The sequence below is a fragment of the Clostridium sp. genome (assembly GCF_050717515.1).
In the GTDB taxonomy this organism is placed as follows: domain Bacteria; phylum Bacillota; class Clostridia; order Clostridiales; family Clostridiaceae; genus Clostridium_AD.
This window is the reverse complement of sequence record NZ_JBOITL010000021.1, coordinates 159519-183007: the sequence shown is the minus strand read 5'-3', so window position 1 is coordinate 183007 and position 23489 is coordinate 159519. Positions and strand designations below refer to the sequence as shown.

The following is a 23489-nucleotide window of genomic DNA, read 5'->3' as shown; positions in this document are numbered from 1 at the left end:
AGGTGAATTAATGAAAATTGAAACTGTTAATAATTATGAATTTATAAAGTTCCAATATGAGAATGCAGTGATTTTGTTTTCTACAGCAAAGGATGAGCTAGACTTTAATAAAAATACTGAGGAAGGGTTACTAAATTTAGAAAAAATTAAGGCACATTATAAATTAAAAGTTATTGGCTATTTAAATCAAATACACAGTGACATAATTTTAAATTTTGATGGAAATATACATAATGGAGATGCACTAATAACAGATAGGACTCAAACAGCTATAGGTGTGTTTACAGCAGATTGTGTTCCAGTAATTTTGGTAGACACTAAAAAAAGAGTAATAGCCTCAGTACATAGTGGGTGGAAAGGCACAAAAGCATTAATCGTAAGTAAAACTATTGAAAAACTAGAACAAAATTATGGCTCAAGGGCTAAGGACATTAGGGTATACATTGGTCCACATATTGGTGGTTGCTGCTATGAAGTTAGCAGGGAACTTATAGAAGAGTTTACTAGTGAAGCTATTTATAGTAATATTAAAATTAGTAGTAATAATAAATTGGATTTAGAAAAGTGTATTTTGGAACAACTTTTGCAAAAGGGAATTAAAGAAGAAAATATTACTACTACCAATACTTGTACTGCCTGTAATAAAAAATATGAATTATATTCCTATAGAAATAGTGAAAACAAACTAGGGAGGATGTTTTCTTTTGTATATTTAACACAATAAATTAAGTAGGATAAATACGGAGGGATTAACATGGCTGGAGAAAAAATATTAGTGGTGGATGATGAAGAACATATACAGGAGTTAATTAGATTTAATCTTGAGAAAAGCGGATATAAGGTTATATGTGCGGGCGATGGTATAGAGGCTATAAAGCTTGTTAAAGAACAATTGCCACAATTGATGTTACTAGATTTAATGTTACCTGGAATGGATGGCTTAGATGTGTGCAAGGAGATTAGGAAAGACTCGGCTATGGCAAATATGCCAATAATAATGATAACAGCCAAAGGAGAAGAAATAGACAAAATAATAGGACTTGAACTAGGTGCAGATGATTATATTACAAAGCCATTTTCAGTAAGGGAGTTAGTTGCACGGATTAAAGCTATACTTAGAAGAACAAATATGCAGCTAGTTGAAAAGACTTTTAATATTGGTAATTTGGCTATTGACTTCGGTAAGCACGAGGTCATTAAAAGTGAAAGTAAAATTGATTTAACCTTAAAGGAATTTGAGTTATTGGAAATCTTAATAAAAAATAAAGGTAGAGTTATGACAAGAGACTTCCTACTAGACAAAATATGGGGTTATGAATACTTAGGAGAAACAAGAACTGTAGACGTTCATATAAGACATCTAAGACAAAAGATTGAAGAGGATGATAAAAATCCAGCGTATATCCAAACTATTAGGGGTATAGGATATAGATTTAATTTTGGTGATTAATTATGAAAAAAAAATTAGTTGTATATCTGCTCAGTACTGTGATTTTTATATTTGCAGTAGTAACTGTTATATTTGTATCTATTTTTAACTATGAATATCAACAAAATCTAAAAGATAAACTTCAAATAAATAATAATATGATAATTAGCTTATTGCAAAGTGATAATTTAAGAGACCAAGAGAAATTTTTCGTGGAAAACTTAGGGCATTCGGAGTTAAGAGTAACTTACATAGATAAGAAGGGTAAAGTTATTTATGATTCAGCTGCAAATGCGGAAACTATGGTTAATCACAATGATAGGCAAGAATTAATAGAGGCAAGAAAAAGTGGCAGTGGATTTTCAATGAGATATAGTACATCTACTGAGAAAAATATGATGTATTTTGCTACGGTTTTTGGTGAGGGGCTTATTATTAGAAGTTCTATGCCTCTTGAAATTGTAAATGGTCTAGGTAGTAAATATTTTAAGTTTTATATATTAGCTATATTATTTTGCGCGGTAATGTCAATTTGGTTTTCTCTAAAACTATCCTATATTATAGTAAAACCCATTACAGACTTAAATTTTATTACTTCAAGAATTAGTAAAGGGGAATTTAGTAGACGCGCCAGGATATTATCAGATGGTGAAATAGGGCAACTAGCAAAGAATTTTAATGAGATGGCGGATAAACTAGAATTTACTTTAAATGAGGTTACAGACAAGCAAAACAGACTAGAGGCTATTCTGCAAAGTATGGACAGCGGAGTCATTGCTGTTGATAGAAAAAATAAAGTGATAATGATTAATCCCTATGCTAAAAAAATATTTGGAATCACTAAAGATATTATAGGACAAAACCTTCTGGATAATATAAGAGAGTTTGAATTAGAAGATATTTTCCAGCAAAGTGATAATGATTATAAAGAAATAAAGATAGTTTGGCCACAAGAAAGAGAACTCAGAATAAAAACTGCAGATATAATCAACAGAAGTGAGCATATAGGAACTGTGGCTGTGGTTCAAGACATTACAGAAGTGAAAAAATTAGAGAAAATGAGAACGCAGTTTGTTGCTAATGTCTCCCATGAACTTAAAACTCCTCTAACGTCTATTAAAGGCTTTGCAGAAACCCTAAAATATGTGGATGATGCAGACACAAAGGAAAAGTTTTTAAATATAATCAATGAGGAAGCTGAAAGATTAACTAGATTAATTACAGACATTTTAACACTTTCACATATAGAACAACAAAAGGCAGTTAAAAAAGAAAAAATTGATGTTAATAAAATTGTAAGTGACGTCTACAATCTAATGAAAAACACTGCAGATGTAAAAGGAATCCAGTTATCAATTGAGCAGCAGAGCATAAAAACATTATTGGGTGATGCTGATAGGTTTAAACAAATGTTAATTAACTTAGTAGGTAATGCAATAAACTACTCAGAAATAGGTGATAGTGTTTGCATTGGAACAGAGAGCTACGATGATAGATTTATTCTATGGGTTGAGGATACTGGGGTTGGAATAGCTAAAAAACAAATTCCTCGTATTTTCGAAAGATTTTACAGAGTGGATAAGGCTCGTTCTAGGTCAAACGGTGGCACAGGCCTTGGACTTGCTATTGTTAAACATATAGTACTTCAATTTAACGGAAAAATATTTGTGGAAAGTGAGTTAGGGAAAGGTAGTAAATTCATAGTTGAAATTAAGTACTGTGAATAAGACTTACTGTATTAATAATAAAAATCTCCTCCATTGTTAAGTTTAATTAACATGAGCTAAACTTTAGTTAACTTTGTCATAATACAAAATTAACTTTCAGGGTATACTATTGAGAGTGTAATGAGTAGCTAGCTAATTAAACAATTTAAATAAGTGAACGGGGGAATTATTAATGAAAAGAAATAATTTAAAGTTAGTAATAGCAGTACTAGCAGTTGCAATGACAGCAGCAATTTTCACGGGTTGTTCAAGTAAAGATCAAGCAGCTAAAACCACACCTGAAACTAAAAAAACTGAATTATCAGGTTCTATAACTGCAGCAGGATCAACTGCACTTCAGCCTTTAGCTGAACTCGGTGCTAAAAGTTTCCTAGATAAAAACCCAGGAGCAACGGTAAATGTTCAAGGCGGTGGCAGTGGCACAGGACTTAAATTAGTATTAGAAGGTAGTGTAGAAATAGGAAATTCAGATATATATGCAAAAGACAAAGCAGGAATTGACGCAGCTGCATTAAAAGATCATAAAGTATGTGTTATAGGAATTGCAGCAGTAACAAACCCAAAAGCTAAAGTAGAATCATTAACAAAGAAGCAATTACTAGATATATTTACAGGAAAGATAAAAAACTGGAAAGAAGTTGGCGGAGCTGATATAGCAGTTACAGTTATAAATAGACCAGCATCATCAGGAACTAGAGCAACATTTAAACAATTTGGATTAGCCGGCACAGAAGAAGTAGCTGGCTTAACTCAAGATTCAAGTGGAGCTGTTAAGCAAGCAGTTAAACAAACAGATGGAGCAATTAGTTACTTAGCATTATCCTACTTTGCTGATGCAGCTAATAAAGAAGGCTTAAATATATTAAAAATTGATGGCGTTTCTGCAACTGCAGAAAACATAAGCACAGATAAATATAAAATTTGGGCATATGAGCACATGTATACTAAAGGCGAACCTACAGAAATAACAAAAGCGTTCTTGGACTATATGGTAAGCGATGAAATGAAAGCCGGAATAAAGAAAATGGGATATATTCCGATGGCAGATATGAAGGCTAAAAGAGATTAATGTTCTCAAAAGGCTGGTTAATACCAGTCTTTATTTGCATTAAATTATAACCTTCGGTGCTTGTCCTATTAACGATCTTAGAAGGAGATTTATACCCCTCTACCGAAGTTTTCTTTTTACTAGGGTAGTAAGTTCTCATTTATGCAAGATGGCGGACTTTCCTTCTAAAATGTGGTTAAAATAAATTTTTCGAGGTAAAATATATGAAAAAAAATGATAGGAAATCAATGCTTTTAAAACTTAAAAATGAATATTTAGGACGCGGTTTTGCAATATTTTGTGGTGCGATTATAGTCATTCTTACTTTTTCAATTATATTATTCCTAACTACTAAAGGCTTAAATACCTTTATAAAACATGGATATTCAATATTTCAGTTTATCTTCTCAGGTAATTGGAATCCAGAGGGGAGCGGAGACTCTTTAACTCCTCAATTTGGAACTTTGATATTTATTCTTGGGTCAACAGTAGTGTCTTTCCTTGCGGTGCTAGTAAGTGCACCAATAGGGGTAGCACTAGCTGTATTTATGAATGTAATTTCTCCAAAACTCGGCACAAAAGTTATTCAGCCTGCCGTTGAGTTATTTGTGGGAATACCCTCAGTTGTTTATGGTTGGATAGGCGTAAGTGTATTAGTACCTATTATTAAGATTTTTTTTGGAGGAATAGGGTTTAGTCTACTTGCAGGAGTATTAGTTATTAGCGTAATGATTTTACCAACAATAACAAGTATTTCTTCAGATGCTATAAAAACTATACCTAAAGATTATATAGAAGCATCCTATGGACTTGGAGCAACTAGATGGCAAACTATAATTAGAGTAATTATTCCAGCTGCTAAAAGTGGAATATTAACAAGCATAGTCCTCGGAGTTTCAAGAGCCTTTGGAGAAGCACTGGCAGTTCAAATGGTTATAGGAAACTCAGTTACCTTCCCTAAGGGTTTACTTGGAACCACAGCTACATTAACAAGCATATTAACCATGGATATGGCAAATACAATCTATGGCACAGCATGGAATGATGCATTATGGTCAATGGCACTATTATTACTAATAATATCCTTTGTATTTATACTTATAATTAGAAAACTTGGAAAAAGAGGTGAAATATAATGAATGCTAAAGTTAAAGATAAAATAGCAACTATAGTTTTATATGTAATTTCTGCTTTAGTAATTCTTTTGCTAATAAGCCTCATAGGATATATAATTTATAATGGAAGACAATCCTTGAATTTGAAATTTTTATTTGGTGAACCAAAAATCGGCGAAGCCGGTGGAGGGATTGGACGTCAATTATATAATTCAATACATCTGCTCCTAGTAACTCTTATAATTACAGTACCGTTAGGTGTAGGGGCTGGCATATATTTAGCTGAATATGCAAAAGAGGGCAAGCTATTAAATATTATTAGATTAAGTATTGAAACTATGGCATCCCTACCGTCTATAGTAGTTGGCTTATTTGGATTATTAGTTTTTGTTAACATGACAAAATGGGGATATTCGCTTATTGCTGGAGCACTCGCAATAACTATAATAAATTTACCGGGTATGACTAGAGTTTGTGAAAATGCTATTAAAGCAGCCTCATTTGGTGTTAAAGAAGCTAGTTTAGGTTTAGGTGCTACAAGATGGCAGACTATTAAAAATGTTGTATTACCCTCTGCAATGCCTCAAATTCTAACAGGTGTAATACTAGCAGCAGGAAGAATATTTGGAGAAGCAGCAGCACTACTATATACTGCAGGTATGAGTGCGCCAACTTTGAATTTTACTAATATAAGCTTAACCAGTAAAGCTTCAGCTTATAGTTTATTAAGGCCAGCTGAAACTTTGTCTGTCTACATATGGAAGCTGAATTCTGAAGGAATGGTGCCTGATGCTGCTAAGATAGCAAATGGAGCTTCAGCAGTTTTAATAATAGCAGTGCTTATATTTAATCTATCTGCAAGAATAATCGGAAAAAAAATATATGAATCTCATACAGGAAGTAAATAGGGAGGGAAGCAAAATGGGAATAGTTATAGCAAAGAATTTAAATCTATATTATGGAAATGTTCAAGCACTTAAAAACGTAAATATTAATATAGAGAAAAATTCAGTTACTGCGCTTATAGGACCATCAGGTTGCGGTAAATCAACATTTTTACGTACTATTAACAGAATGAATGATTTAATAGATTCTGTTAAAATAAATGGAGAAGTTTTATATGAAAATAAAAATATATACAGTCCAGATTATGATGTTATAGATTTAAGGAAAAAAGTAGGAATGGTATTTCAAAAACCTAATCCTTTCCCTATGTCAATATACGATAATGTAGCTTATGGTCCTAAAATTCACGGCCTAACTAATAAAAAAGAACTTGATGAAATTGTAGAGGAGAGTTTAAAGGGTGCTGCCCTTTGGGATGAAGTAAAAGACAGGCTTAAAAAGAGTGCATTAGGGTTATCTGGTGGACAGCAACAACGTCTATGTATAGCTAGGACTTTAGCGGTGCAGCCTGAAGTTTTATTAATGGATGAACCCACCTCTGCCTTAGACCCTATTTCTACATTAAAGATTGAAGAATTAATGGATGTGCTTAAAAAGAAGTACACAGTTATAATTGTTACGCATAACATGCAACAAGCAGGTAGAATATCTGATTATACCGCATTTTTTCTCAATGGAGAAATAGTTGAGAATGGGAAAACAGAAAATATATTTTATAAACCTCAAGATAAAAGAACAGAGGATTATATTACAGGAAGATTTGGTTAAAATATAAGAAGGAAGGTGATAATATGGCAAGAAAAGTATTTGAGGCCAGTCTTGAAGAGCTTCATAATGATTTAATTAGAATGGGAAGTATGGTGGAAAAACAAATTCATGACTGTATCGATGCCTTAGTTACTCAAAACTCTGAAAAGGCTGAAAGAATAATGAGCAATGATGACATAGTTGATGCACTTGAACGAGAAATAGAAGACAAGGCAATAAGATTAATCGCCATGCAGCAACCTTTAGCCATAGATTTAAGAAACATTTTTACTACAACCAAAATAGTAACGGATCTTGAGAGAATGGCTGATTATGCTGTTGATGTTGCTAAAATTACAGTAAGATTAAAAGATGAAAAGTATATAAAACAGCTAATAGATATACCTAGAATGGCTGAAATAGTAATACTCATGATAAAGGATTCCTTAGACGCTTACGTGGCGGGAGATGTTGAAAAGGCATATGAAGTTTGCAAACGAGATGATCAAGTAGACGATATATATAAAGAAGTATTTACAGAACTTTTACAATTAATGTTTAAAAATCAAGACACAGTAAATCAAGCTACTCAATTTTTATTTATTTGCAAGTGGCTAGAAAGAATTGCTGATCATACTACAAACATATGTGAATGGACAATTTATTTAGTTACCGGAGAAAAAGTTAATTTAAACGAATAGTTTTTACTTGAAATACAGAAACTACAATTACAATAAATATTAAAATATTGTAGTGGAGTAGTGATTATGAAGAGAAAAAAATTAAAAACACTTTGGATAATCTTTAGTATTATAATTGTAATGTTAAGTGCAGGATGCAAAAAAGATACAGAAACCAAAGACCAGCAACCTAAAAGCATTAAAATAATTTGTGAGGACACAGTTTTCCCCATGGTAAATGACTTAGTACGGGATTATAATTTAAATAATGATCCTGTAGTTACTGTGGAATCCGTTGACAGAGAAAGTGCTTTTAATAAACTGAAAAATTTTGAAGTAGATATATTAATTGGATATGTTCAGTCAGACAATAAGCAAATTGACTCTGAAATGCTAGCTTATGATGGTATTGGCATTATTGTTAACAACAGTAATAAACTAAATAGTCTGGGAACTTCCGACTTGAAAAAAATATACACTGGAAATATAGTAAACTGGGGAAAATTAAAGGGTGAATCAAATGCAATAGTCCCTGTAGCTTTTAAAAGCATCATGAATTCAGTTCAGTATGAATTTGATATAAAAATAATGGATACTCCTGTAAAAGAACAAATGAGCAGTAATACGCAGTATGTAGGAAGTGTAGAAGAAATGAAAAATTTTGTTGCTCAGAATAAAAATGCTATAGGTTTTATGCCTGGACAGTGGTATAATAAAGAGAGTGTGTTTTTAAAATTAAATGGCATTGAAATTACGGCCTCAAATTTAAAGAATAAACTGTATTCTTTAAGATTTCCAATACAAATGTATTACACCAAAGAAAAAAAAGATAGTCTAAAGGAGCTTTTTCAGTATTTTAAAAGCGAAGATTGTAAAAAGATTATAAGAAAATATTGCATAGAAGCATTTTAGTACCTCCTTCTTAGGAGGTATTTTTATTCTGTAGTAAAGTATTTATTAATCACAAATTTTCTAGTAGGAGTACGTGAAAAAGCGCAAAATTTGCGATATATGCACTTTTTCTTCTTTTAAAGACTAATAACGTTGACTTAAATATTGAATTCATGTAATATAACTTAATGGAATGCTATAATTTATTATTAAATTAATTGCTTATTATAAATTAAATATCTAGTACTATATATTTTAAAAAAGATATTTAATTTTAGTATAATATTTCTAATTCCTCATAAAGCCTTTTAAATGAAAGGTTATTGTTAAACAGGAGGTAAAAATGAAAAATCAGATAGCTAAGATACTTCCAGGAAGTATTGCAGAAGAAATTGAGTTAGAAGTGGGAGATAGATTAATTAGTATAAATGGCAATGCTGTAATAGATATTATAGATTACAAATTTTTAATTACAGATGAGCTTATATCAATTGAGATTGAAAAAGCTGACGGTGAAGTTTGGGATATTGAAGTTGAAAAGGAATATGATGAAGATTTAGGAATTCAATTTGTTGATGCCATTTTGGATAAGCCAAAGAGTTGTCATAATAAATGTATATTCTGTTTTATTGATCAATTGCCAGAAGGAATGAGAGAAACGTTATATTTTAAAGATGATGATTCAAGATTATCCTTTTTCCAAGGTAATTTTGTAACATTAACTAATATGAAGGAAGAGGACATCGACAGAATAATTCGATATAAGATAAGTCCTATTAATGTATCAGTTCACACTACTGATGCAGAGCTTAGAAAGATAATGTTAAACAATAAATTTGCTGGAGATGTTTATAATAGGTTAAAGAGACTGGCTGAAGCCTCTATTAAAATTAATTGTCAAGTGGTTTCGTGTCCTGGTATTAATAACGGACCTGAACTTATAAAAACCATTGAGGATTTATATAAACTTTACCCAAGCATTGAAAATTTAGCGGTTGTACCTGTTGGGATAACTAAGTATAGAGAAGGCTTATTTAATTTGACCTTGTATGATAAAAAGACTGCAACGCAAGAAATTGAATGCGTAAAAGAATTACAAGAAAAATACACTAAGGAAATCGGCTCACCTTTTGTAAGGTTGTCTGATGAATTCTATGTTACGGCGGGCATTGATGTTCCAGAGGAAGATTTCTATGATGGTTATGATCAGTTAGAAGATGGAATTGGTATGATAAGGATGCTTAGAAACGTTATTGATGAAGATATAGCAGACCTTTTGCTAAATCACAGTGGAAATTTTACATTTATAACAGGGCAATCAGCCTATGCAGAAATACTAAAGATAGCTGAGAAGATCACTACAACTAATAACAACATTATTATTAATGTTAAAAAAATAGTAAATGATTTTTTTGGAGAAACTATTACAGTAGCAGGTCTTTTAACGGGGAAAGACATAATTAATCAGCTAAAGGACGAAAAACTAGGGGATTATATAATAATTCCCAGCAATATGTTAAAAAGTGGATATGAATTAGGGGATTATGATCAGCAAGTATTTTTAGATGATATTACAGTAAGTGATTTAGAAAAAAGTTTAAATATAAAAGTTTTAATATGTGATTATTCAGGAGAAGATTTAATCCATATAATAAACCAAAATAGTCGGGAGGCAGAATAATGGCAAAACCAATAGTAGCAATAGTAGGAAGGCCTAATGTAGGTAAATCTACCTTATTTAATAAGTTAGCAGGTAGAAGAATATCAATAGTTGATGATAAACCAGGTGTAACAAGAGACAGAGTGTATGCAGATGCAGATTGGCTTAGACACAATTTCACACTAATTGATACAGGTGGTATTGAAATTGAAAGTCAAGATATTATTTTAGCACAAATGAGAAGACAGGCACAAATAGCTATAGAAACAGCAGATGTTATAATATTTATTGTTGACGGAAAGCAAGGCCTCACAGGTGCAGATAATGAAGTTGCTCAAATGCTTAGACAAAGCAAAAAACCAATAGTATTAGTTGTAAATAAAATAGACCATCTTGCACTAGAAGCAAATGCTTTTGAATTCTATAATTTAGGTATAGGGACTCCTTTTGCTATTTCGGCAACTCAAGCCCTTGGACTTGGAGATATGTTAGACGAAGTAGTAGCGCATTTTGACAGTATTTATTCAAACACAGAAGATGAAGAATATATTCAAGTTGCAGTGGTAGGTAAGCCAAATGTTGGTAAATCATCATTGATAAATAAATTGCTTGGGGAGGAAAGAAATATAGTAACTGAAATTGCAGGTACAACTAGAGATGCAATTGATAGTAAATTGGAAACTGAACAAGGGAAATTTATTCTTGTAGACACTGCAGGAATAAGAAGAAAAAGCAAAGTAGAAGAAGGAATTGAAAGATATAGTGTTATTAGATCCTTAGCAGCAGTGGAAAGAGCAGATGTAGTTATACTTATTATTACTGCTACAGAGGAATTAAGTGATCAAGATGAGAAAATTATAGGCTATGCTCATGAGATGAAAAAAGCTATTTTAGTAATAGTAAATAAATGGGATCTTATTGAAAAAGATGACAAAACTATGATTGAGTATAAAAAGAGAATACAAGCAGGATTAAACTTTATGGCATATGCACCATATTTATTTATATCTGCAAAAACAGGCCAAAGAGTACATAAGGTACTTTCAACAGTAAAAGAATGTTATGAAAATTATTCGAAAAGAATTTCTACAGGCATACTTAATGAGGTTGTAAATAAGGCTGTACTAATGAAAGAACCTCCAACAGTAGCAAATAAGAGATTAAAAATATTCTATGTTACTCAAGTAGCTTCTAAACCACCAACATTTGTGTTCTTTGTAAATAATGAAAATTTACTACATTTCTCTTATGAAAGATATTTAGAAAACCAATTGAGAAATAGTTTTGAATTTATGGGAACGGGTATAAAACTTATATTTAGGGAAAGGAAGGAATAGAATGTTAAAAGTTGCTTTTTTAGGTGGTGGTAGTTTCGGCACTGCATTATCTATCATGCTTGCAAAAAAAGGAATGAAGGTTAGCATATGGGATAGAAAACTTAGTGTTATTGATGATATTAACATCAAAAGAGAAAATGTTAAATATTTACCCAATGTTATTATACCAGCAGGAGTAACAGCATTCATTGATATAGAAAAGGCTACACGTGATAGCGATATAATTGTGTTATCAGTGCCATCACATGCAATAAGAGACTTAAGTGTGAAAATAGCACCACATTTAAAGCAAAATCAAATTGTGGTTAGCATTGCAAAAGGAATCGAAGAAGGTTCATCAAAAAGGATTTCACAGGTTATAGAAGAAGAGATTCCGAGTAACCCCATAGTAATACTTTCAGGTCCTAGTCATGCAGAAGAGGTTGCTTTAGATATACCTACGACAGTAGTAGTTACCTCTAAAAAAATGGAGTATGCAAAGATAGTTCAAGATGTATTTATGACAAGTAAATTTAGAGTTTACACTAATGAAGACATTATTGGAGTAGAAATAGGCGGAGCAGTTAAAAATATTATTGCACTAGCTGCAGGCGTATCAGATGGGATAGGCTATGGTGACAATTCTAAGGCTGCACTTATGACAAGAGGAATGAGTGAAATTATAAAAATAGGCACTGTGCTTGGCGGCAAAACTGAAACTTTCTATGGATTAACAGGCATGGGCGATCTTATCGTAACTTGCACTAGTATGCATAGTAGGAATAGAAGAGCCGGCATTTCCATTGGGAAGGGTATTTCAATGGATGCGGCATGCGAAGAAATAGGAATGGTAGTTGAGGGTATAAAAGCCACAAGAGCATTTTATGAACTTAAAGAAAAAGCGCAAGTTTCTATGCCTATTACAGATGTGCTTTACAAAGTACTATTTGAAGGCAAAGACCCTAATGATGGGGTACACGAACTTATGTCAAGAAATAAAAAAGATGAGTTTTAACCACATAATGTAATATATATATATAGCATTAAAGCCCAATTTTTCGTTAAGAAGTTAATGGAAAATTGGTTTTTTTTATATATTTTTAATCTGTAGTAATAATTTATTGTTCTCTAAAATATATTTATAATGTTAATAATAATTATTGGGAGGGTATATCTTGGATAATTTTGATATATACAAAGATATAGCAGAGAGAACGCAAGGGGATATTTATGTAGGTGTTGTAGGTCCAGTAAGGACTGGAAAATCAACATTTATAAAAAGGTTTATGGAGCTTATGGTAATTCCTAGAATAGACAATCCTCATAAAAAAGAAAGAGCAAAAGATGAACTTCCTCAAAGCGGTTCGGGAAAATCAATTCATACTACTGAACCTAAATTTGTACCCAATGAAGCAGTTGAAATTGATTTTGACGGTGGTACTAAATTCAAAGTTAGAATGGTTGATTGTGTTGGATATATTGTTAAAGGAGCCCTAGGATACGAAGAAGGGGAAACACCTAAAATGGTTACAACTCCTTGGTATGACTATGAGATTCCATTTGAGGAAGCAGCAGAGCTTGGAACGAAAAAAGTAATAAATGAGCATTCAACTATTGGTCTTTTAATTACTACAGATGGTTCTATAACAGGTATAGAAAGAGAAGAATATTTAGAGGCTGAAAAAAGAGTAGTTGATGAACTTAAAGCCATTAATAAACCTTTCATAGTGGTGTTAAATTCTAAAAACGCAGCTGCTCCTGAAACAGAATCTTTAGCAAGAGAATTGGAAGAAAAATATGATGTTCCAGTTCAAGTTATGGATGTTCTAAATATGAAAGAGGAAGATATAGCTAATATATTCCAAAGAATTCTTAGAGAATTCCCAGTTAAAGAAATTAACATAGATATGCCTGAATGGATTGAAAACTTAAGTTCTAAGCATTGGGTAAAAATTAATTTTATGAAGTTCTTAAAAGATATGTGCAAAGATATTTTTAAAGTTAGAGATATAAATAAATCTCTACTAAGCTTTAAAGAAGTTGACTTTTTAGACTCTGCGAGACTTGATGAAATGAATATGGGAGAGGGAACTGCCAGAGTTAATATAATTCCTAAACACGAATTGTTTTATAAAATACTAGGTGAAACTTGTGATTGTGAAATAAAAGGTGAAAATGATCTATTATCATTAATGGGAGAATTCTCTAGAGCAAAAGTGGAATATGATAAAATTGCAGATGCACTAAGAGATGTAAAGGAAAAAGGCTATGGACTAGTTGCACCACAGCTTTCAGAAATGACATTAGAAGAACCTGAAATAGTGCAACATGGTGGTAGATATGGTGTTAAATTAAAGGCTTCAGCGCCGTCGTTACACTTTATTAAGGCAGATATAACTACAGAAGTATCTCCTATTATGGGTACAGAAAAGCAAAGTGAAGAATTCTATAATTCGATTTTAGAACAGTTTGAGAACGATAAATCTCAAATTTGGCAGAGTAATATGTTTGGTAAATCTTTAGAAGTATTGGTTAAGGAAGGTCTTCAAAATAAATTATTTAAGATGCCAGAAGATGTTCAAGTAAAAATTCAAAAGACACTACAAAGAATAATAAATGAGGGTAATGGCAGCTTAATATGTATTATATTATAATAATATTTTTTATTATATAGTAGTTTTGAGTTATAGGGAACATTTCTTATAACTCAAAGCTAAATTTAATGTTGAATTAGTGTAAAATTTTATGCTATAATAAGTTGTTAACTGGGTGTAGCGCAGTTGGTAGCGCGCATGAATGGGGTTCATGAGGTCGCAAGTTCAACTCTTGTCACTCAGACCATAGAAATGCTTATAACTCAATGGGTTATGGGCTTTTTATTTTTATGATAAAAAGTAAAAACTAAAGTTGGCGGCGGTTTGACGCCATGACTTAAAATTTAGTTTTAAATAGGGTGTCGAGTTTATCAACAGCTTTTTTTCAATCTCATTTGTAACGTGAGCATATATATATCATATGTAGTACTAATATTTGAATGTCCAAGTCTTTGGGAAACAATTTTAGGATCTACATACATGTCCATGAAGCTCAGCTGTTCTACAAGCTTCAATAGAAATCATAGTTTTTAGAATATGTAGAGGAAACTTATGATATCTCCTATATTCATCACCATATTGATTGAATATATCTTGAATCTCAATCATCTTGTTCATCTTTTTTATCTAAGAGTATATCCAAATGGGTTCTTTATATTAAGTAAATCTACTCTCCTAAGATGTAAATAAATAGTGGTATCTTATGCATGTTTTACCAAGGAAGTTTGTTAAGATTAGACATTATGGAATATTAAGCAACAGTAAGGCTCCCTACCTACCCGACAAATACCTTTATTATTGATAAGGAGGAAAAGAGTAAATGAAAAACAAAAATGTATTTATGATAAGTTTAATTCTAATGATAATTACAATAATCTGTATGGGAATTAATCGGTTTGTATCACCATTTTCTGATATTGCAATAAGAGTCATAGGTGGCATAATGCTTATTGATATATTTGTTTTAAGTTATAGCACAGCGAAATTAAAAAGCAACAGTAACTAATGTAAGCTTTTTATATTTTGTGTCACAACTGTAATTTAATGCCTATTAAAATGGGAAAGTTTTATTATAAAAATGCTTTCCATTGAAGTATTGTAAATATAGTGTAACAATGGAAAAAGATTTATTATTATTACCTTGATGAATTAAGCATTTTACAGTAAATTATTTATAATAAAAGATAGTTAGAGGAGAGATGAAATGATTAAATTAGAAAGTAAAGAATTTAAGAAAATAGCCCATTTAGTTAAATCTCATGATGAACTGTCGGTATTTTCTGTTATCAGTGGTGAAAATCCTGGTGAGGTATATGTAAATAACATTGATAATCCAACGGCTACATTGATACAGACTAGTGAGTGTAATTTAATTGCTGGTAGTCCAAATGATGAAGTTTTTAATTCAGAGGTGTCTTCAGAATTGGATTTTTGGGATCAATTAGTTCCTGATTCTTGTGAATGGATGGAGAAAATACCAACTATTCATAAAAATCATTTCATTAGAAAATACAAAAGAAGGCATTATGTGTTATCTAGTGATAGATTTGTGGATTGTGATGCCACTTTAAAAGAAGGATATATACTAGAAAAAGTTGATACATCTTTCTTAAGAGAAAACTCCTTTGAAAACTCAGAAGGAGTACTAGAATGGGCTGAAAATTGGGGTGATGATGAAAGCTTCAAAAAATATGGCACAGGGTATTTAATACGTAATGACAAGGTAATTGTGAGTTGGTCATTAAGTGATTGTAGTTTTGAAAAGACAATTGCAATTGGCATACACACAGATGAAAGATATAGAAAAAATGGTTTTGGTAAAATAGCTGCAGCTGCAACTATTAAAGATTGTTTTACTAAGGGATACGAAAAAATTGAGTGGCTTTGTGTAGATTCTAATAAAGGGTCAAGGGCAACTGCGGAAAAATTAGGATTTAAATATAATAATCATTATTATTCGTTCACTTCATATCCTCCAATTGAGAATTTAAAGGACTTATCTGAATCTGAATGGCAGGAATGGGGTGCATATTTAGAAGATGCAACTAAAACTGAAGAATGTTTGCGACATGAATGCGTTGAGGCTTATGTGAAATCTAATGATGTTGAAAAAACAATTAATGTTCTGATAACTATGAATCAGAAGAACATACCTATAAATTATTTAAAATTTAATAATTATATCACTTCACTTCAAACAAAGGGTATGTGTTCTAACTTCACTAAAAAAGCTTGGATTGATTTTTTAAATGAAAATATTCATTGTGATGATTAAGGCCTAATGGCAAATCTATATTGTATTTGCAGCATATTTTTCTTATTAAGCGTCATAACTATTAAGACCGAATAATCCCATAAAACGCTGTATTATTCAGGAATTTTACGGCGTTTTTACGTCGTACTTGACTGATAACTCGAAGCATGTTAACAGAATGTTGGATGTTGGAACTTCAAAACATTATCAACTAGGTATTTTAAATGGATTATTATATTATAAGGAGGTTTTATAATTGGCAGGAGAAATTTTTATTGCAGATAAGGTAACATTGGATTTAGTTAAAACTGCAGCTGACAATATATTGGCCGCTGTTAAGAGTAACGTTAAGAGCGCCTCGTTTATATCCCCTGGAACATATCAGTGGAAAGTTCCAGAAGGAGTTTTTGTTGTCCATATATCCGCAATTTCAGGTGGAAATGGAAGTAGTGGAGGGCAAGGAGGCCAAGGAGGGACAGGGACTACCTATTCTGGAATACCAGGTGGGGAAGGCTGGGCTGGGTATCAAGGGGGCAAAAATTATGGTGGGGTAACAAGTTTTGGAGACTTGCTGTCCGTTTCTAGTGATAATCTGAATAGTACCATTGGTTGGTCTAAATATGGACTTGGCGGCGGTAATGGAGGACAAGGAGGACAAGGTGGCGAAGGTGGAACAGCTACACCTGGACCGGTATATAGTATCAAGGGTGTAGGTGGGGCAGGCGGAAATTATGGATATTGTGGTGGTAAGGTATTTAGTTCTCCTATAATGGTTACTCCGGGTGAAATTATTACAATAACTGTTGGCGCAGGTGGTGTTGGCGGTCAAGGAGGCCAAGGTGGTAATAGTTGGAATGGCACAGACAAAGGAGGTACAGGTGGACAAGGTGGCGCAGGTAGTAGTGTTTATGGTGTTCCTGGAGCTCTTGGTGTTCATGGGGCTCTTGGCATGGCTGCCTATAATAGTAATGGAGGCCAAGGAGGTACCGGTGGGCAAGGAGGGTCAGCTGGTAAGAATGGGGCATTGACGATACTTTGGAATTAATAAGGGGGTTACAGCATGAAAAAATTTGCGCAACTAGTAGATGGCAGAGCACATTGGATTTTTGAAGCAGAAGCAAAGCCGGAGTTTGCACCAAACATTGTTTTGGTAGAAATAACTGGTAATGAGGGTATTGAAGAAGATTGGGATTATGACGAGAAAACTAAGACATTTAGTGAGCATAGAGAGCCAATAATAGTCCAAGCAGTTGACTTAACCAAGGTTGAGATGGCTGAACTTATAATAGAATTATCACAAAAAATAAATGAATTGGAGGCAAAATAACATGAAAGATTATTTAATAAAAGCTTATGGGTATTTAGTTAAGGTAAATGTGTGGGATTTGGAACCGGTGGAAGCTAGTACAAAGAAGGTAGTTCCTGAAAATTATAGAGGCAGTGTTGCTTTATATTTAGCTACAGGAGAAATTGTTGCGATTTAGCAAACTAAGCTGATATAAAGATTAGGATATCTCTAATCTTTATATTTATGATAAATTATGGTATTATTAATTCGGAACAGTAAAATATTGTACCTTAAAAGAGTTTTAAGGAGGAGAATGTTTATGAAAAAAAATACTGCCAAGTACATATATTTTATTTTAGGAATCGTATTTGCAGTTACATCGATAATATATTTTAGTAACGACAAAAAATCATTTGGGATTTGTTATATAAGTTTAACCATAATATTTAGTTCACTCGGATTTAGGCAGAAAAACAAGGGGAAATAATCGGCACATTAAAATTATGACGTAGTGTTCTACTTAGACGCCACAAACAATAAAAGTTTGTGTCGTTTTTACTTGTGACGACTTAGAAAAATATTATACAATATTGGAGGTGTCATAATTGTCGAAGAAAAAAAATTATATATCTAATAATACCTTTTCAGGGATTGGATCGATTTTTGGATTTATTATAGGTGCTTCGCTTGGAAATGTTTTTATAGGGACGTTTAGTGGTATGATAATAGGATTACTAATTGATGCATTCATAAGTAAATAATAACGTCACAAACAATAAAAGTTTGTGACGTTTTTACTTGTGATGACTTAGGAAAATATGGTGCAGTAAAGTTTGGACTATTCCAATTCTTACTGTTATGTTATATAATGGTAATAATGATTCGGAATCGTTAAATTAGACGACGTAACTATTGAAATTAAAAAACGGACAATGATCTTTGAAAAATGAATAATACGGTATTTAAAAATGAAGATATTTACTATTATAGAAATATAGCTATGTATAAATATGTATAATATGCTATAATTTCTATAGAGTTAGGTCGAAGTTAGTTATATATTTCGAATTTAAGGGGGGTGAATGTAAAATGAACAGTGTTGGTTTATTAATAGTTAGTATAGGCTTATATCGTTTAATTTACTCTGTTTCATGTAGAAATAAAGTTACACCTATTTATAGAAGTGACAAAATGGTTATTTTAAAATCAAAAGAGTTTCTGAAGTTACAGTTATATTTTTCAATAATAGCTTCATTATTGATTATTATATTCGGAATAATAGTAACCATATATAATGTACATGATTTATATCCTACAATATGTTTTCTACTACTATTCTTTTTTATATATTACCTAATATATTACCTATTAAAAGTAGTAAGCAAAAGGAAAGGATATGTAAACTATAACTAAGTGTGCAATTATAAGACGCAATATTCTTGTTAGGCGTCACAAACAATAAAAGTTTGTGGCGTTTTTACTTGTGACGACTTAGGAAAATAAGCTGATATAAAGATTAGGATATCTCTAATCTTTATATTTATGATAAATTATGGTGTTATTAATTCGGAACAGTATTCTATGACGAATTAAATTAATTGTTTTTGGGGGGATTTAATAATGAAACAACGGGTGATAAGTTCTATAATTGGGATACCTATTTTAATAGCAATTATAATGAGTAAAAATAGTGCTATAATTAATGGCTCAATCCTTATACTCATGGTAATAGGTTTGATTGAATTTTATAAATCGTTTGAGGGTTTTGATATGAAGTATGGAGCAATCGGAATAATATTCTCTATTATATACTTTGTATCAATAACATTAAATTTAAGTTCAAAGAGTGGTTTTTATATATTTTTATTTTCCTTGTTTCTAATATTCTATTCAATTATTTTTTATAAAAGAGATAATGTTAAAAATGCTACAGTAACTTTTATTAGTTTTTTCTATGTTGCTTGTATGTTTTCATTTATAGTACAAATTATTAATATGAACCCTTATGGAAATACTCTTGTATTTCTGGTATTTGTAGTTGCTTGGAGTGCTGATACATTCGCATGTTTATTTGGGCAACGCTTTGGAAAGCATAAACTAACACCTATAGTAAGCCCTAAAAAGTCTGTTGAGGGGTTTATAGCAGGGATAGCCGGTGCAGGAATAATTTCTTATTTATATGGATTAGTAGTTTTAAACTTCACTAACATACATATCAATAACTTTTTAATTATTTGTATTATAGCAGGAGGTATTGGTTCAATATTATCTCAATTTGGGGACTTAACATCCTCGTTAATAAAAAGATTTAATAATGTAAAAGATTTTGGGAAACTTATTCCTGGACATGGTGGAGTTTTAGATAGATTTGATAGTATTATTTTAACAGCCCCTTTTATTTATTATTTATTGATACTAACAATGAAGTAATAAATTATTATTCAAGTTACATAAAGAATACTATTGATTCACATTCTAATTTTACGTCACAACGGTAAAATATTGTTGATTAAGTCTAAAATAAATTATTAAGCACAAGGAGTGATTATATATGGAAAGCGGAACTATTTGGATTTATATAGGGACATTGGCATTGGCATTTACGAGTTTGTTGAGTATTATTTTTCAGTTACGGAGTGATGTTACACATATAAAAGTAACTTTAGACAAAATTGCTAAACATATTGGATTGGCTGACACCGTAACAGAAAATATTGATGCCGAATTAAAAAGTCTCATTTCAGAAGGTAAGAAGATTAAGGCAATTAAAAGATATAGAATGGTCACTGGACTTGGATTAAAAGAAGCCAAAGAATATGTTGACCTATTTAGTGAGCAAGAATTAAAATAAGTAGGTTTAATTCGCAACCTTCTTATTAGACGTCACAAACAATAAAAGTTTGTGGCGTTTTTACTTGTGACGACTTAGGAAAATATGGCGAAGTAATCAATTTCATTTAAGAAGCAGAATGGTTCTAACAAAGGAGATAATAATATGTCAATTACTATTAAACGAAATACTGGATGGCAGGGCACAGGCTCAAAAATCCAAATAAAAGTAAACGGAGAAAAGGCAGACAGTGTCATGGAAAATAATAGTGTAGACATTGAACTTCCTGAGGGTAAAGCTCACATAAAAGTCACACAATTTGGAATAAAGAGCAATGAAATAGTAAGGTAATGGGAGTTTAAATCCAAATTCAACTTATTCCAATTGGAATTGGATATTAATAAGGGATAGTAAGACAGGTAATTGGCGATGCGATGACTGGGGATAATGAAAAGCGTTAACAGTGAATTATACTATGATAAGGTCGCAACTTTCTAAAGTTGCGTCACAACTGTAAAAAAATGCATCAGAATAGTAGAAGAATGTACAAGAAAAATTGTTTATATAATTCTATTAAAGTTGAATACTATTCAAATTTTCTTAACCAAAAAGCGAATTAGCCTGCATTGTCTGAATTCAAAAGTCAAGATATACTAAAAAAGAACATAAAGAAAAGGTGAAATAGGAGGTTTCAATGATGAATGAATTTAGTATTGGTGCAACAATTTTGAAATTGAGAAAAGGTAAATGTGTTACACAAGAGCAACTTGCTAATATGATTGGTATCTCAGCTGGAGCAGTAAGCAAGTGGGAGACTGGAAATTCTACACCAGATATTGGAATATTAGCTCCACTTGCAAGAGCATTAGATACAACTTTGAATGAGTTGTTGTCTTTTGAGAAAGAACTTCTGGCAACAGAAATAAACCAAATCAAAAATGAACTTATAGAGATATTTCTACATCGCGGTTTTACTGATGGTGAGACAAAATGTAAGGAGTATCTTAACCGATACCCCAATAGTAATGGTTTGAAGTTTAATATTGCTGGGTTAATACGAATGTACTCTATGTTGTTAGATGATGACTTAGACGAGTTAATTAATGAAAAAATGCAATATGCTTTATCCCTCTTATATCAAGTAATCGAAAGCAAAGACACCAAATATGCACATTATGCTTTATTTGTAATTGCAGACATACAGATGTCATTGGAAAATTATGATGAAAGTGAAAAGTACCTTAAGGAGTTATCTAATTCCTTTGTTGACCCAATGGTGATGTATGCTTCACTTTTACAGAAGCAGAATAAGAATAAGGAAGCAGAAAGTCTTTGCAAAGAAATGCTGTTGCAGTATTTAAATCAAAGTACAACAATGATGTCTATATTGTCGAATATTTCTAAACATGACCATAATTTTGATAAGTCAGTTTTGTATTCCGATGCAATTTATAAAATACAAAGCACCTTTAAAATAGGATTATGTTCAGGTGCGTATATGTTATGTAGGGTATACATTGAAGAAGGAAAGAAAGATATTGCTGCGCTATGGTTCGAGAACTATGTTGATGGGTTGCTTTCTACAGAATATGACTATGAAAATAATCCCTATTTTGAAAACCTACAGCTTGAAGTAACTGCAGAAGGGCAGAGTATTATACGAAAAAAGCTATTTCAAACGTTATTGAATGAGCCTTATTTAAAAGTATTAGAGGGAATTTCAGAATATGTGCACGCAATTGAAAAATTAAAAACAGCTATTTTATCATTATGAAGTAATTTTGATATGCAGAGTGAGGTTATGTGTCGCATCTTTCATAAGTTGCGTCACAACTGTAAAATATTACGTCGCAACGGTAATTTTTCCTAAATTAAAAGGATGGTGAATTATATGCAGTGCTCTTGCAAAGAACAAAGTTATGACTTAGTTCTCGAAGCTGATTTCGGTGCAGACCCAATTTGGTGTAAAAAATGTGGTTATAATCTTGATATAGATGATGCTCCTTTCTCATATGAATTAAAAAAAGAGCTTGATATTTGGGTTCGAAATTATTCTGAAACAGTATTGGACGAGTCTGAATATGTTTATGAGGTTTCACAAAAACATAATGAAATTGGTCTGAAATTATTAGAGAAAGCACAAAAGGAACTTGGTGATAAATACTCAATTTCCTATAAATCTTCTTAGGTATACAGCAAATACAGCGATATAGAAAGAAAGTAATATTTAGTTGATAAAATTGAACGTGCAAAAATAAATAGAGTATATTACTTCAGAATATTCATATTAGACGTCACAAACAATAAAAGTTTGTGGCGTTTTTACTTGTGATGACAAGAAAAATATGGTGCAGTAAAGTTTGGACTATTCCAATTTTTACTGTTATGTTATATAATGGTAGAAATGATTCGAAATCGTAAAATATTGTAACTTTAATAATTCTGGTTCGTATTTATTTATAGATATAGAAAAAGAAGGAGTGAATTATAATGAAAGATTTTATGAATAATGAGTGGAAGTCTGAATGTATTGGTTGTGAAATAGGTAAAGGTAATATTATACCTGCAGGCGGAATCATAAAGGAAACAGAGAATTTTTTTATACAGCAAGATTTAGAAATTCCTCTAAAGGGCTTTCTCATCATAGCATCAAAAAAACATCTAAGGTCAATTGCTCAATTTACTTTAGATGAAGTAACAGAACTTACTAACCTGATATATAAATCTAGATTAGCTTTAAATGAGATTAGTGATATCAATGAAGTAGTTATTATTCAAGAAGAACGTTCAAACCACTTTCATGTATGGCTTTTTCCAAAATATAATTGGATGAATAAGTTATTTGAAAATTCATTAACTGATATTAGAAAAATTATGGAATATGTAAAATTAAATATGAAGAACGAAAAAAATATTAAAGAAGTTTTATCAACAGCTGATCTTCTTAGAAATTTAATGCAATCTTAAAGTTCTATTAGCATGTAAATTCTAATTTACCATTTAA

General features: G+C 31.6%; 26 protein-coding genes, 1 tRNA gene and 2 pseudogenes. 28 read left to right on the top strand and 1 reads right to left on the bottom strand.

All coding sequences use genetic code 11. From position 1 onward, the window contains the following. The first annotated feature begins 10 nt into the window (after window positions 1-10). The 14 genes from pgeF to ACREV6_RS06890 all read left to right on the top strand — a co-directional run bounded on the left by pgeF (window position 11) and on the right by ACREV6_RS06890 (window position 14360). Window positions 11-724, top strand: a complete 714-nt coding sequence (gene pgeF, locus ACREV6_RS06955; RefSeq protein WP_431577275.1) for a peptidoglycan editing factor PgeF — start codon at window positions 11-13, stop codon at window positions 722-724. A gap of 30 nt (window positions 725-754) precedes the next feature. Beyond that, window positions 755-1450, top strand: coding sequence for a response regulator (locus ACREV6_RS06950; RefSeq protein WP_431577274.1), 696 nt, complete (start codon window positions 755-757; stop codon window positions 1448-1450). Window positions 1451-1452: 2 nt separating this feature from the next. After that, on the top strand, window positions 1453-3156 hold the full coding sequence (gene pnpS, locus ACREV6_RS06945) for a two-component system histidine kinase PnpS (RefSeq protein WP_431577273.1): 1704 nt from the start codon (window positions 1453-1455) through the stop codon (window positions 3154-3156). Window positions 3157-3328: 172 nt separating this feature from the next. Then, the gene (locus ACREV6_RS06940) at window positions 3329-4225 is read left to right on the top strand and encodes a phosphate ABC transporter substrate-binding protein (protein ID WP_431577272.1); all 897 of its coding nucleotides are present in this window, start codon (window positions 3329-3331) and stop codon (window positions 4223-4225) included. A gap of 203 nt (window positions 4226-4428) precedes the next feature. Then, window positions 4429-5340, top strand: coding sequence for a phosphate ABC transporter permease subunit PstC (pstC, locus tag ACREV6_RS06935; protein WP_431577271.1), 912 nt, complete (start codon window positions 4429-4431; stop codon window positions 5338-5340). Further along, the gene (gene pstA, locus ACREV6_RS06930; protein ID WP_431577270.1) at window positions 5340-6227 is read left to right on the top strand and encodes a phosphate ABC transporter permease PstA; all 888 of its coding nucleotides are present in this window, start codon (window positions 5340-5342) and stop codon (window positions 6225-6227) included. The genes pstC and pstA overlap by 1 nt, the downstream gene beginning before the upstream one ends. 13 nt (window positions 6228-6240) lie before the next feature. Continuing rightward, window positions 6241-6993, top strand: a complete 753-nt coding sequence (pstB, locus tag ACREV6_RS06925) for a phosphate ABC transporter ATP-binding protein PstB (RefSeq protein WP_431577269.1) — start codon at window positions 6241-6243, stop codon at window positions 6991-6993. Window positions 6994-7016: 23 nt separating this feature from the next. After that, window positions 7017-7673 carry a phosphate signaling complex protein PhoU gene (gene phoU, locus ACREV6_RS06920; RefSeq protein ID WP_431577268.1) on the top strand — a complete coding sequence of 219 codons (657 nt, stop codon included), beginning with the start codon at window positions 7017-7019 and terminating at the stop codon, window positions 7671-7673. Window positions 7674-7739: 66 nt separating this feature from the next. Beyond that, window positions 7740-8564, top strand: coding sequence for a substrate-binding domain-containing protein (locus ACREV6_RS06915; protein ID WP_431577267.1), 825 nt, complete (start codon window positions 7740-7742; stop codon window positions 8562-8564). A gap of 322 nt (window positions 8565-8886) precedes the next feature. Beyond that, window positions 8887-10224 carry a DUF512 domain-containing protein gene (locus ACREV6_RS06910; protein ID WP_431577266.1) on the top strand — a complete coding sequence of 446 codons (1338 nt, stop codon included), beginning with the start codon at window positions 8887-8889 and terminating at the stop codon, window positions 10222-10224. After that, entirely contained in the window at window positions 10224-11540 is a 1317-nt protein-coding gene (gene der / locus ACREV6_RS06905; RefSeq protein WP_431577265.1) for a ribosome biogenesis GTPase Der, read from the top strand. Before ACREV6_RS06910 ends, der begins: the two co-directional genes overlap by 1 nt. Window position 11541: 1 nt before the next feature. Beyond that, the gene (locus ACREV6_RS06900) at window positions 11542-12534 is read left to right on the top strand and encodes an NAD(P)H-dependent glycerol-3-phosphate dehydrogenase (RefSeq protein WP_431577264.1); all 993 of its coding nucleotides are present in this window, start codon (window positions 11542-11544) and stop codon (window positions 12532-12534) included. Window positions 12535-12694: 160 nt separating this feature from the next. Further along, entirely contained in the window at window positions 12695-14173 is a 1479-nt protein-coding gene (gene spoIVA / locus ACREV6_RS06895; protein WP_431577263.1) for a stage IV sporulation protein A, read from the top strand. A gap of 111 nt (window positions 14174-14284) precedes the next feature. Continuing rightward, a tRNA-Pro gene (locus ACREV6_RS06890) sits at window positions 14285-14360 on the top strand. Window positions 14361-14590: 230 nt separating this feature from the next. Here the strand turns inward: ACREV6_RS06890 and ACREV6_RS06885 are convergent. Beyond that, window positions 14591-14722: pseudogene (locus ACREV6_RS06885) on the bottom strand (IS91 family transposase); the annotation flags it as partial. An 88-nt stretch (window positions 14723-14810) separates the two neighbouring features. Between ACREV6_RS06885 and ACREV6_RS06880 the strand changes: the two are divergent. The 14 genes and pseudogenes from ACREV6_RS06880 to ACREV6_RS06815 all read left to right on the top strand — a co-directional run. Further along, a pseudogene (locus ACREV6_RS06880) lies at window positions 14811-14873 on the top strand (transposase); the annotation flags it as partial. Between the two features lie 60 nt (window positions 14874-14933). After that, window positions 14934-15119: a hypothetical protein gene (locus ACREV6_RS06875; protein ID WP_431577262.1), complete on the top strand. Its 186-nt coding sequence runs from the start codon at window positions 14934-14936 to the stop codon at window positions 15117-15119. Between the two features lie 198 nt (window positions 15120-15317). Then, the gene (locus ACREV6_RS06870; RefSeq protein WP_431577261.1) at window positions 15318-16388 is read left to right on the top strand and encodes a GNAT family N-acetyltransferase; all 1071 of its coding nucleotides are present in this window, start codon (window positions 15318-15320) and stop codon (window positions 16386-16388) included. A gap of 235 nt (window positions 16389-16623) precedes the next feature. After that, window positions 16624-17412, top strand: coding sequence for a hypothetical protein (locus tag ACREV6_RS06865; RefSeq protein ID WP_431577260.1), 789 nt, complete (start codon window positions 16624-16626; stop codon window positions 17410-17412). A 15-nt stretch (window positions 17413-17427) separates the two neighbouring features. Beyond that, window positions 17428-17694: a hypothetical protein gene (locus tag ACREV6_RS06860; protein ID WP_431577259.1), complete on the top strand. Its 267-nt coding sequence runs from the start codon at window positions 17428-17430 to the stop codon at window positions 17692-17694. 1 nt (window position 17695) lies between these two features. Beyond that, entirely contained in the window at window positions 17696-17851 is a 156-nt protein-coding gene (locus ACREV6_RS06855) for a CD1375 family protein (RefSeq protein ID WP_431577258.1), read from the top strand. A 123-nt stretch (window positions 17852-17974) separates the two neighbouring features. Then, window positions 17975-18142 carry a hypothetical protein gene (locus ACREV6_RS06850; protein WP_431577257.1) on the top strand — a complete coding sequence of 56 codons (168 nt, stop codon included), beginning with the start codon at window positions 17975-17977 and terminating at the stop codon, window positions 18140-18142. Between the two features lie 118 nt (window positions 18143-18260). After that, window positions 18261-18416, top strand: a complete 156-nt coding sequence (locus ACREV6_RS06845) for a hypothetical protein (protein WP_431577256.1) — start codon at window positions 18261-18263, stop codon at window positions 18414-18416. Between the two features lie 859 nt (window positions 18417-19275). Then, window positions 19276-20085 (top strand): phosphatidate cytidylyltransferase, encoded by an 810-nt coding sequence (locus ACREV6_RS06840; RefSeq protein ID WP_431577255.1) that lies wholly within the window; start codon window positions 19276-19278, stop codon window positions 20083-20085. Between the two features lie 121 nt (window positions 20086-20206). Continuing rightward, a complete protein-coding gene (locus ACREV6_RS06835) occupies window positions 20207-20506 on the top strand; it encodes a ribosomal protein L7/L12 (RefSeq protein ID WP_431577254.1) in 300 nt (99 codons plus the stop codon). A 144-nt stretch (window positions 20507-20650) separates the two neighbouring features. Beyond that, on the top strand, window positions 20651-20836 hold the full coding sequence (locus tag ACREV6_RS06830; RefSeq protein WP_431577253.1) for a hypothetical protein: 186 nt from the start codon (window positions 20651-20653) through the stop codon (window positions 20834-20836). 343 nt (window positions 20837-21179) lie between these two features. Then, on the top strand, window positions 21180-22259 hold the full coding sequence (locus ACREV6_RS06825) for a helix-turn-helix domain-containing protein (RefSeq protein ID WP_431577252.1): 1080 nt from the start codon (window positions 21180-21182) through the stop codon (window positions 22257-22259). A gap of 117 nt (window positions 22260-22376) precedes the next feature. Then, entirely contained in the window at window positions 22377-22673 is a 297-nt protein-coding gene (locus ACREV6_RS06820; RefSeq protein WP_431577251.1) for an immunity protein CdiI family protein, read from the top strand. A gap of 302 nt (window positions 22674-22975) precedes the next feature. After that, entirely contained in the window at window positions 22976-23452 is a 477-nt protein-coding gene (locus tag ACREV6_RS06815; protein WP_431577250.1) for an HIT family protein, read from the top strand. Window positions 23453-23489: the final 37 nt, after the last annotated feature.

Coding starts and splice junctions, on each gene's coding strand:
- pgeF (WP_431577275.1), top strand. CDS start 11: ATGAAAATTGAAACTGTTAATAATTATGAATTTATAAAGTTCCAATAT.
- ACREV6_RS06950 (WP_431577274.1), top strand. CDS start 755: ATGGCTGGAGAAAAAATATTAGTGGTGGATGATGAAGAACATATACAG.
- pnpS (WP_431577273.1), top strand. CDS start 1,453: ATGAAAAAAAAATTAGTTGTATATCTGCTCAGTACTGTGATTTTTATA.
- ACREV6_RS06940 (WP_431577272.1), top strand. CDS start 3,329: ATGAAAAGAAATAATTTAAAGTTAGTAATAGCAGTACTAGCAGTTGCA.
- pstC (WP_431577271.1), top strand. CDS start 4,429: ATGAAAAAAAATGATAGGAAATCAATGCTTTTAAAACTTAAAAATGAA.
- pstA (WP_431577270.1), top strand. CDS start 5,340: ATGAATGCTAAAGTTAAAGATAAAATAGCAACTATAGTTTTATATGTA.
- pstB (WP_431577269.1), top strand. CDS start 6,241: ATGGGAATAGTTATAGCAAAGAATTTAAATCTATATTATGGAAATGTT.
- phoU (WP_431577268.1), top strand. CDS start 7,017: ATGGCAAGAAAAGTATTTGAGGCCAGTCTTGAAGAGCTTCATAATGAT.
- ACREV6_RS06915 (WP_431577267.1), top strand. CDS start 7,740: ATGAAGAGAAAAAAATTAAAAACACTTTGGATAATCTTTAGTATTATA.
- ACREV6_RS06910 (WP_431577266.1), top strand. CDS start 8,887: ATGAAAAATCAGATAGCTAAGATACTTCCAGGAAGTATTGCAGAAGAA.
- der (WP_431577265.1), top strand. CDS start 10,224: ATGGCAAAACCAATAGTAGCAATAGTAGGAAGGCCTAATGTAGGTAAA.
- ACREV6_RS06900 (WP_431577264.1), top strand. CDS start 11,542: ATGTTAAAAGTTGCTTTTTTAGGTGGTGGTAGTTTCGGCACTGCATTA.
- ACREV6_RS06875 (WP_431577262.1), top strand. CDS start 14,934: ATGAAAAACAAAAATGTATTTATGATAAGTTTAATTCTAATGATAATT.
- ACREV6_RS06870 (WP_431577261.1), top strand. CDS start 15,318: ATGATTAAATTAGAAAGTAAAGAATTTAAGAAAATAGCCCATTTAGTT.
- ACREV6_RS06860 (WP_431577259.1), top strand. CDS start 17,428: ATGAAAAAATTTGCGCAACTAGTAGATGGCAGAGCACATTGGATTTTT.
- ACREV6_RS06855 (WP_431577258.1), top strand. CDS start 17,696: ATGAAAGATTATTTAATAAAAGCTTATGGGTATTTAGTTAAGGTAAAT.
- ACREV6_RS06850 (WP_431577257.1), top strand. CDS start 17,975: ATGAAAAAAAATACTGCCAAGTACATATATTTTATTTTAGGAATCGTA.
- ACREV6_RS06840 (WP_431577255.1), top strand. CDS start 19,276: ATGAAACAACGGGTGATAAGTTCTATAATTGGGATACCTATTTTAATA.
- ACREV6_RS06835 (WP_431577254.1), top strand. CDS start 20,207: ATGGAAAGCGGAACTATTTGGATTTATATAGGGACATTGGCATTGGCA.
- ACREV6_RS06830 (WP_431577253.1), top strand. CDS start 20,651: ATGTCAATTACTATTAAACGAAATACTGGATGGCAGGGCACAGGCTCA.
- ACREV6_RS06825 (WP_431577252.1), top strand. CDS start 21,180: ATGATGAATGAATTTAGTATTGGTGCAACAATTTTGAAATTGAGAAAA.
- ACREV6_RS06820 (WP_431577251.1), top strand. CDS start 22,377: ATGCAGTGCTCTTGCAAAGAACAAAGTTATGACTTAGTTCTCGAAGCT.
- ACREV6_RS06815 (WP_431577250.1), top strand. CDS start 22,976: ATGAAAGATTTTATGAATAATGAGTGGAAGTCTGAATGTATTGGTTGT.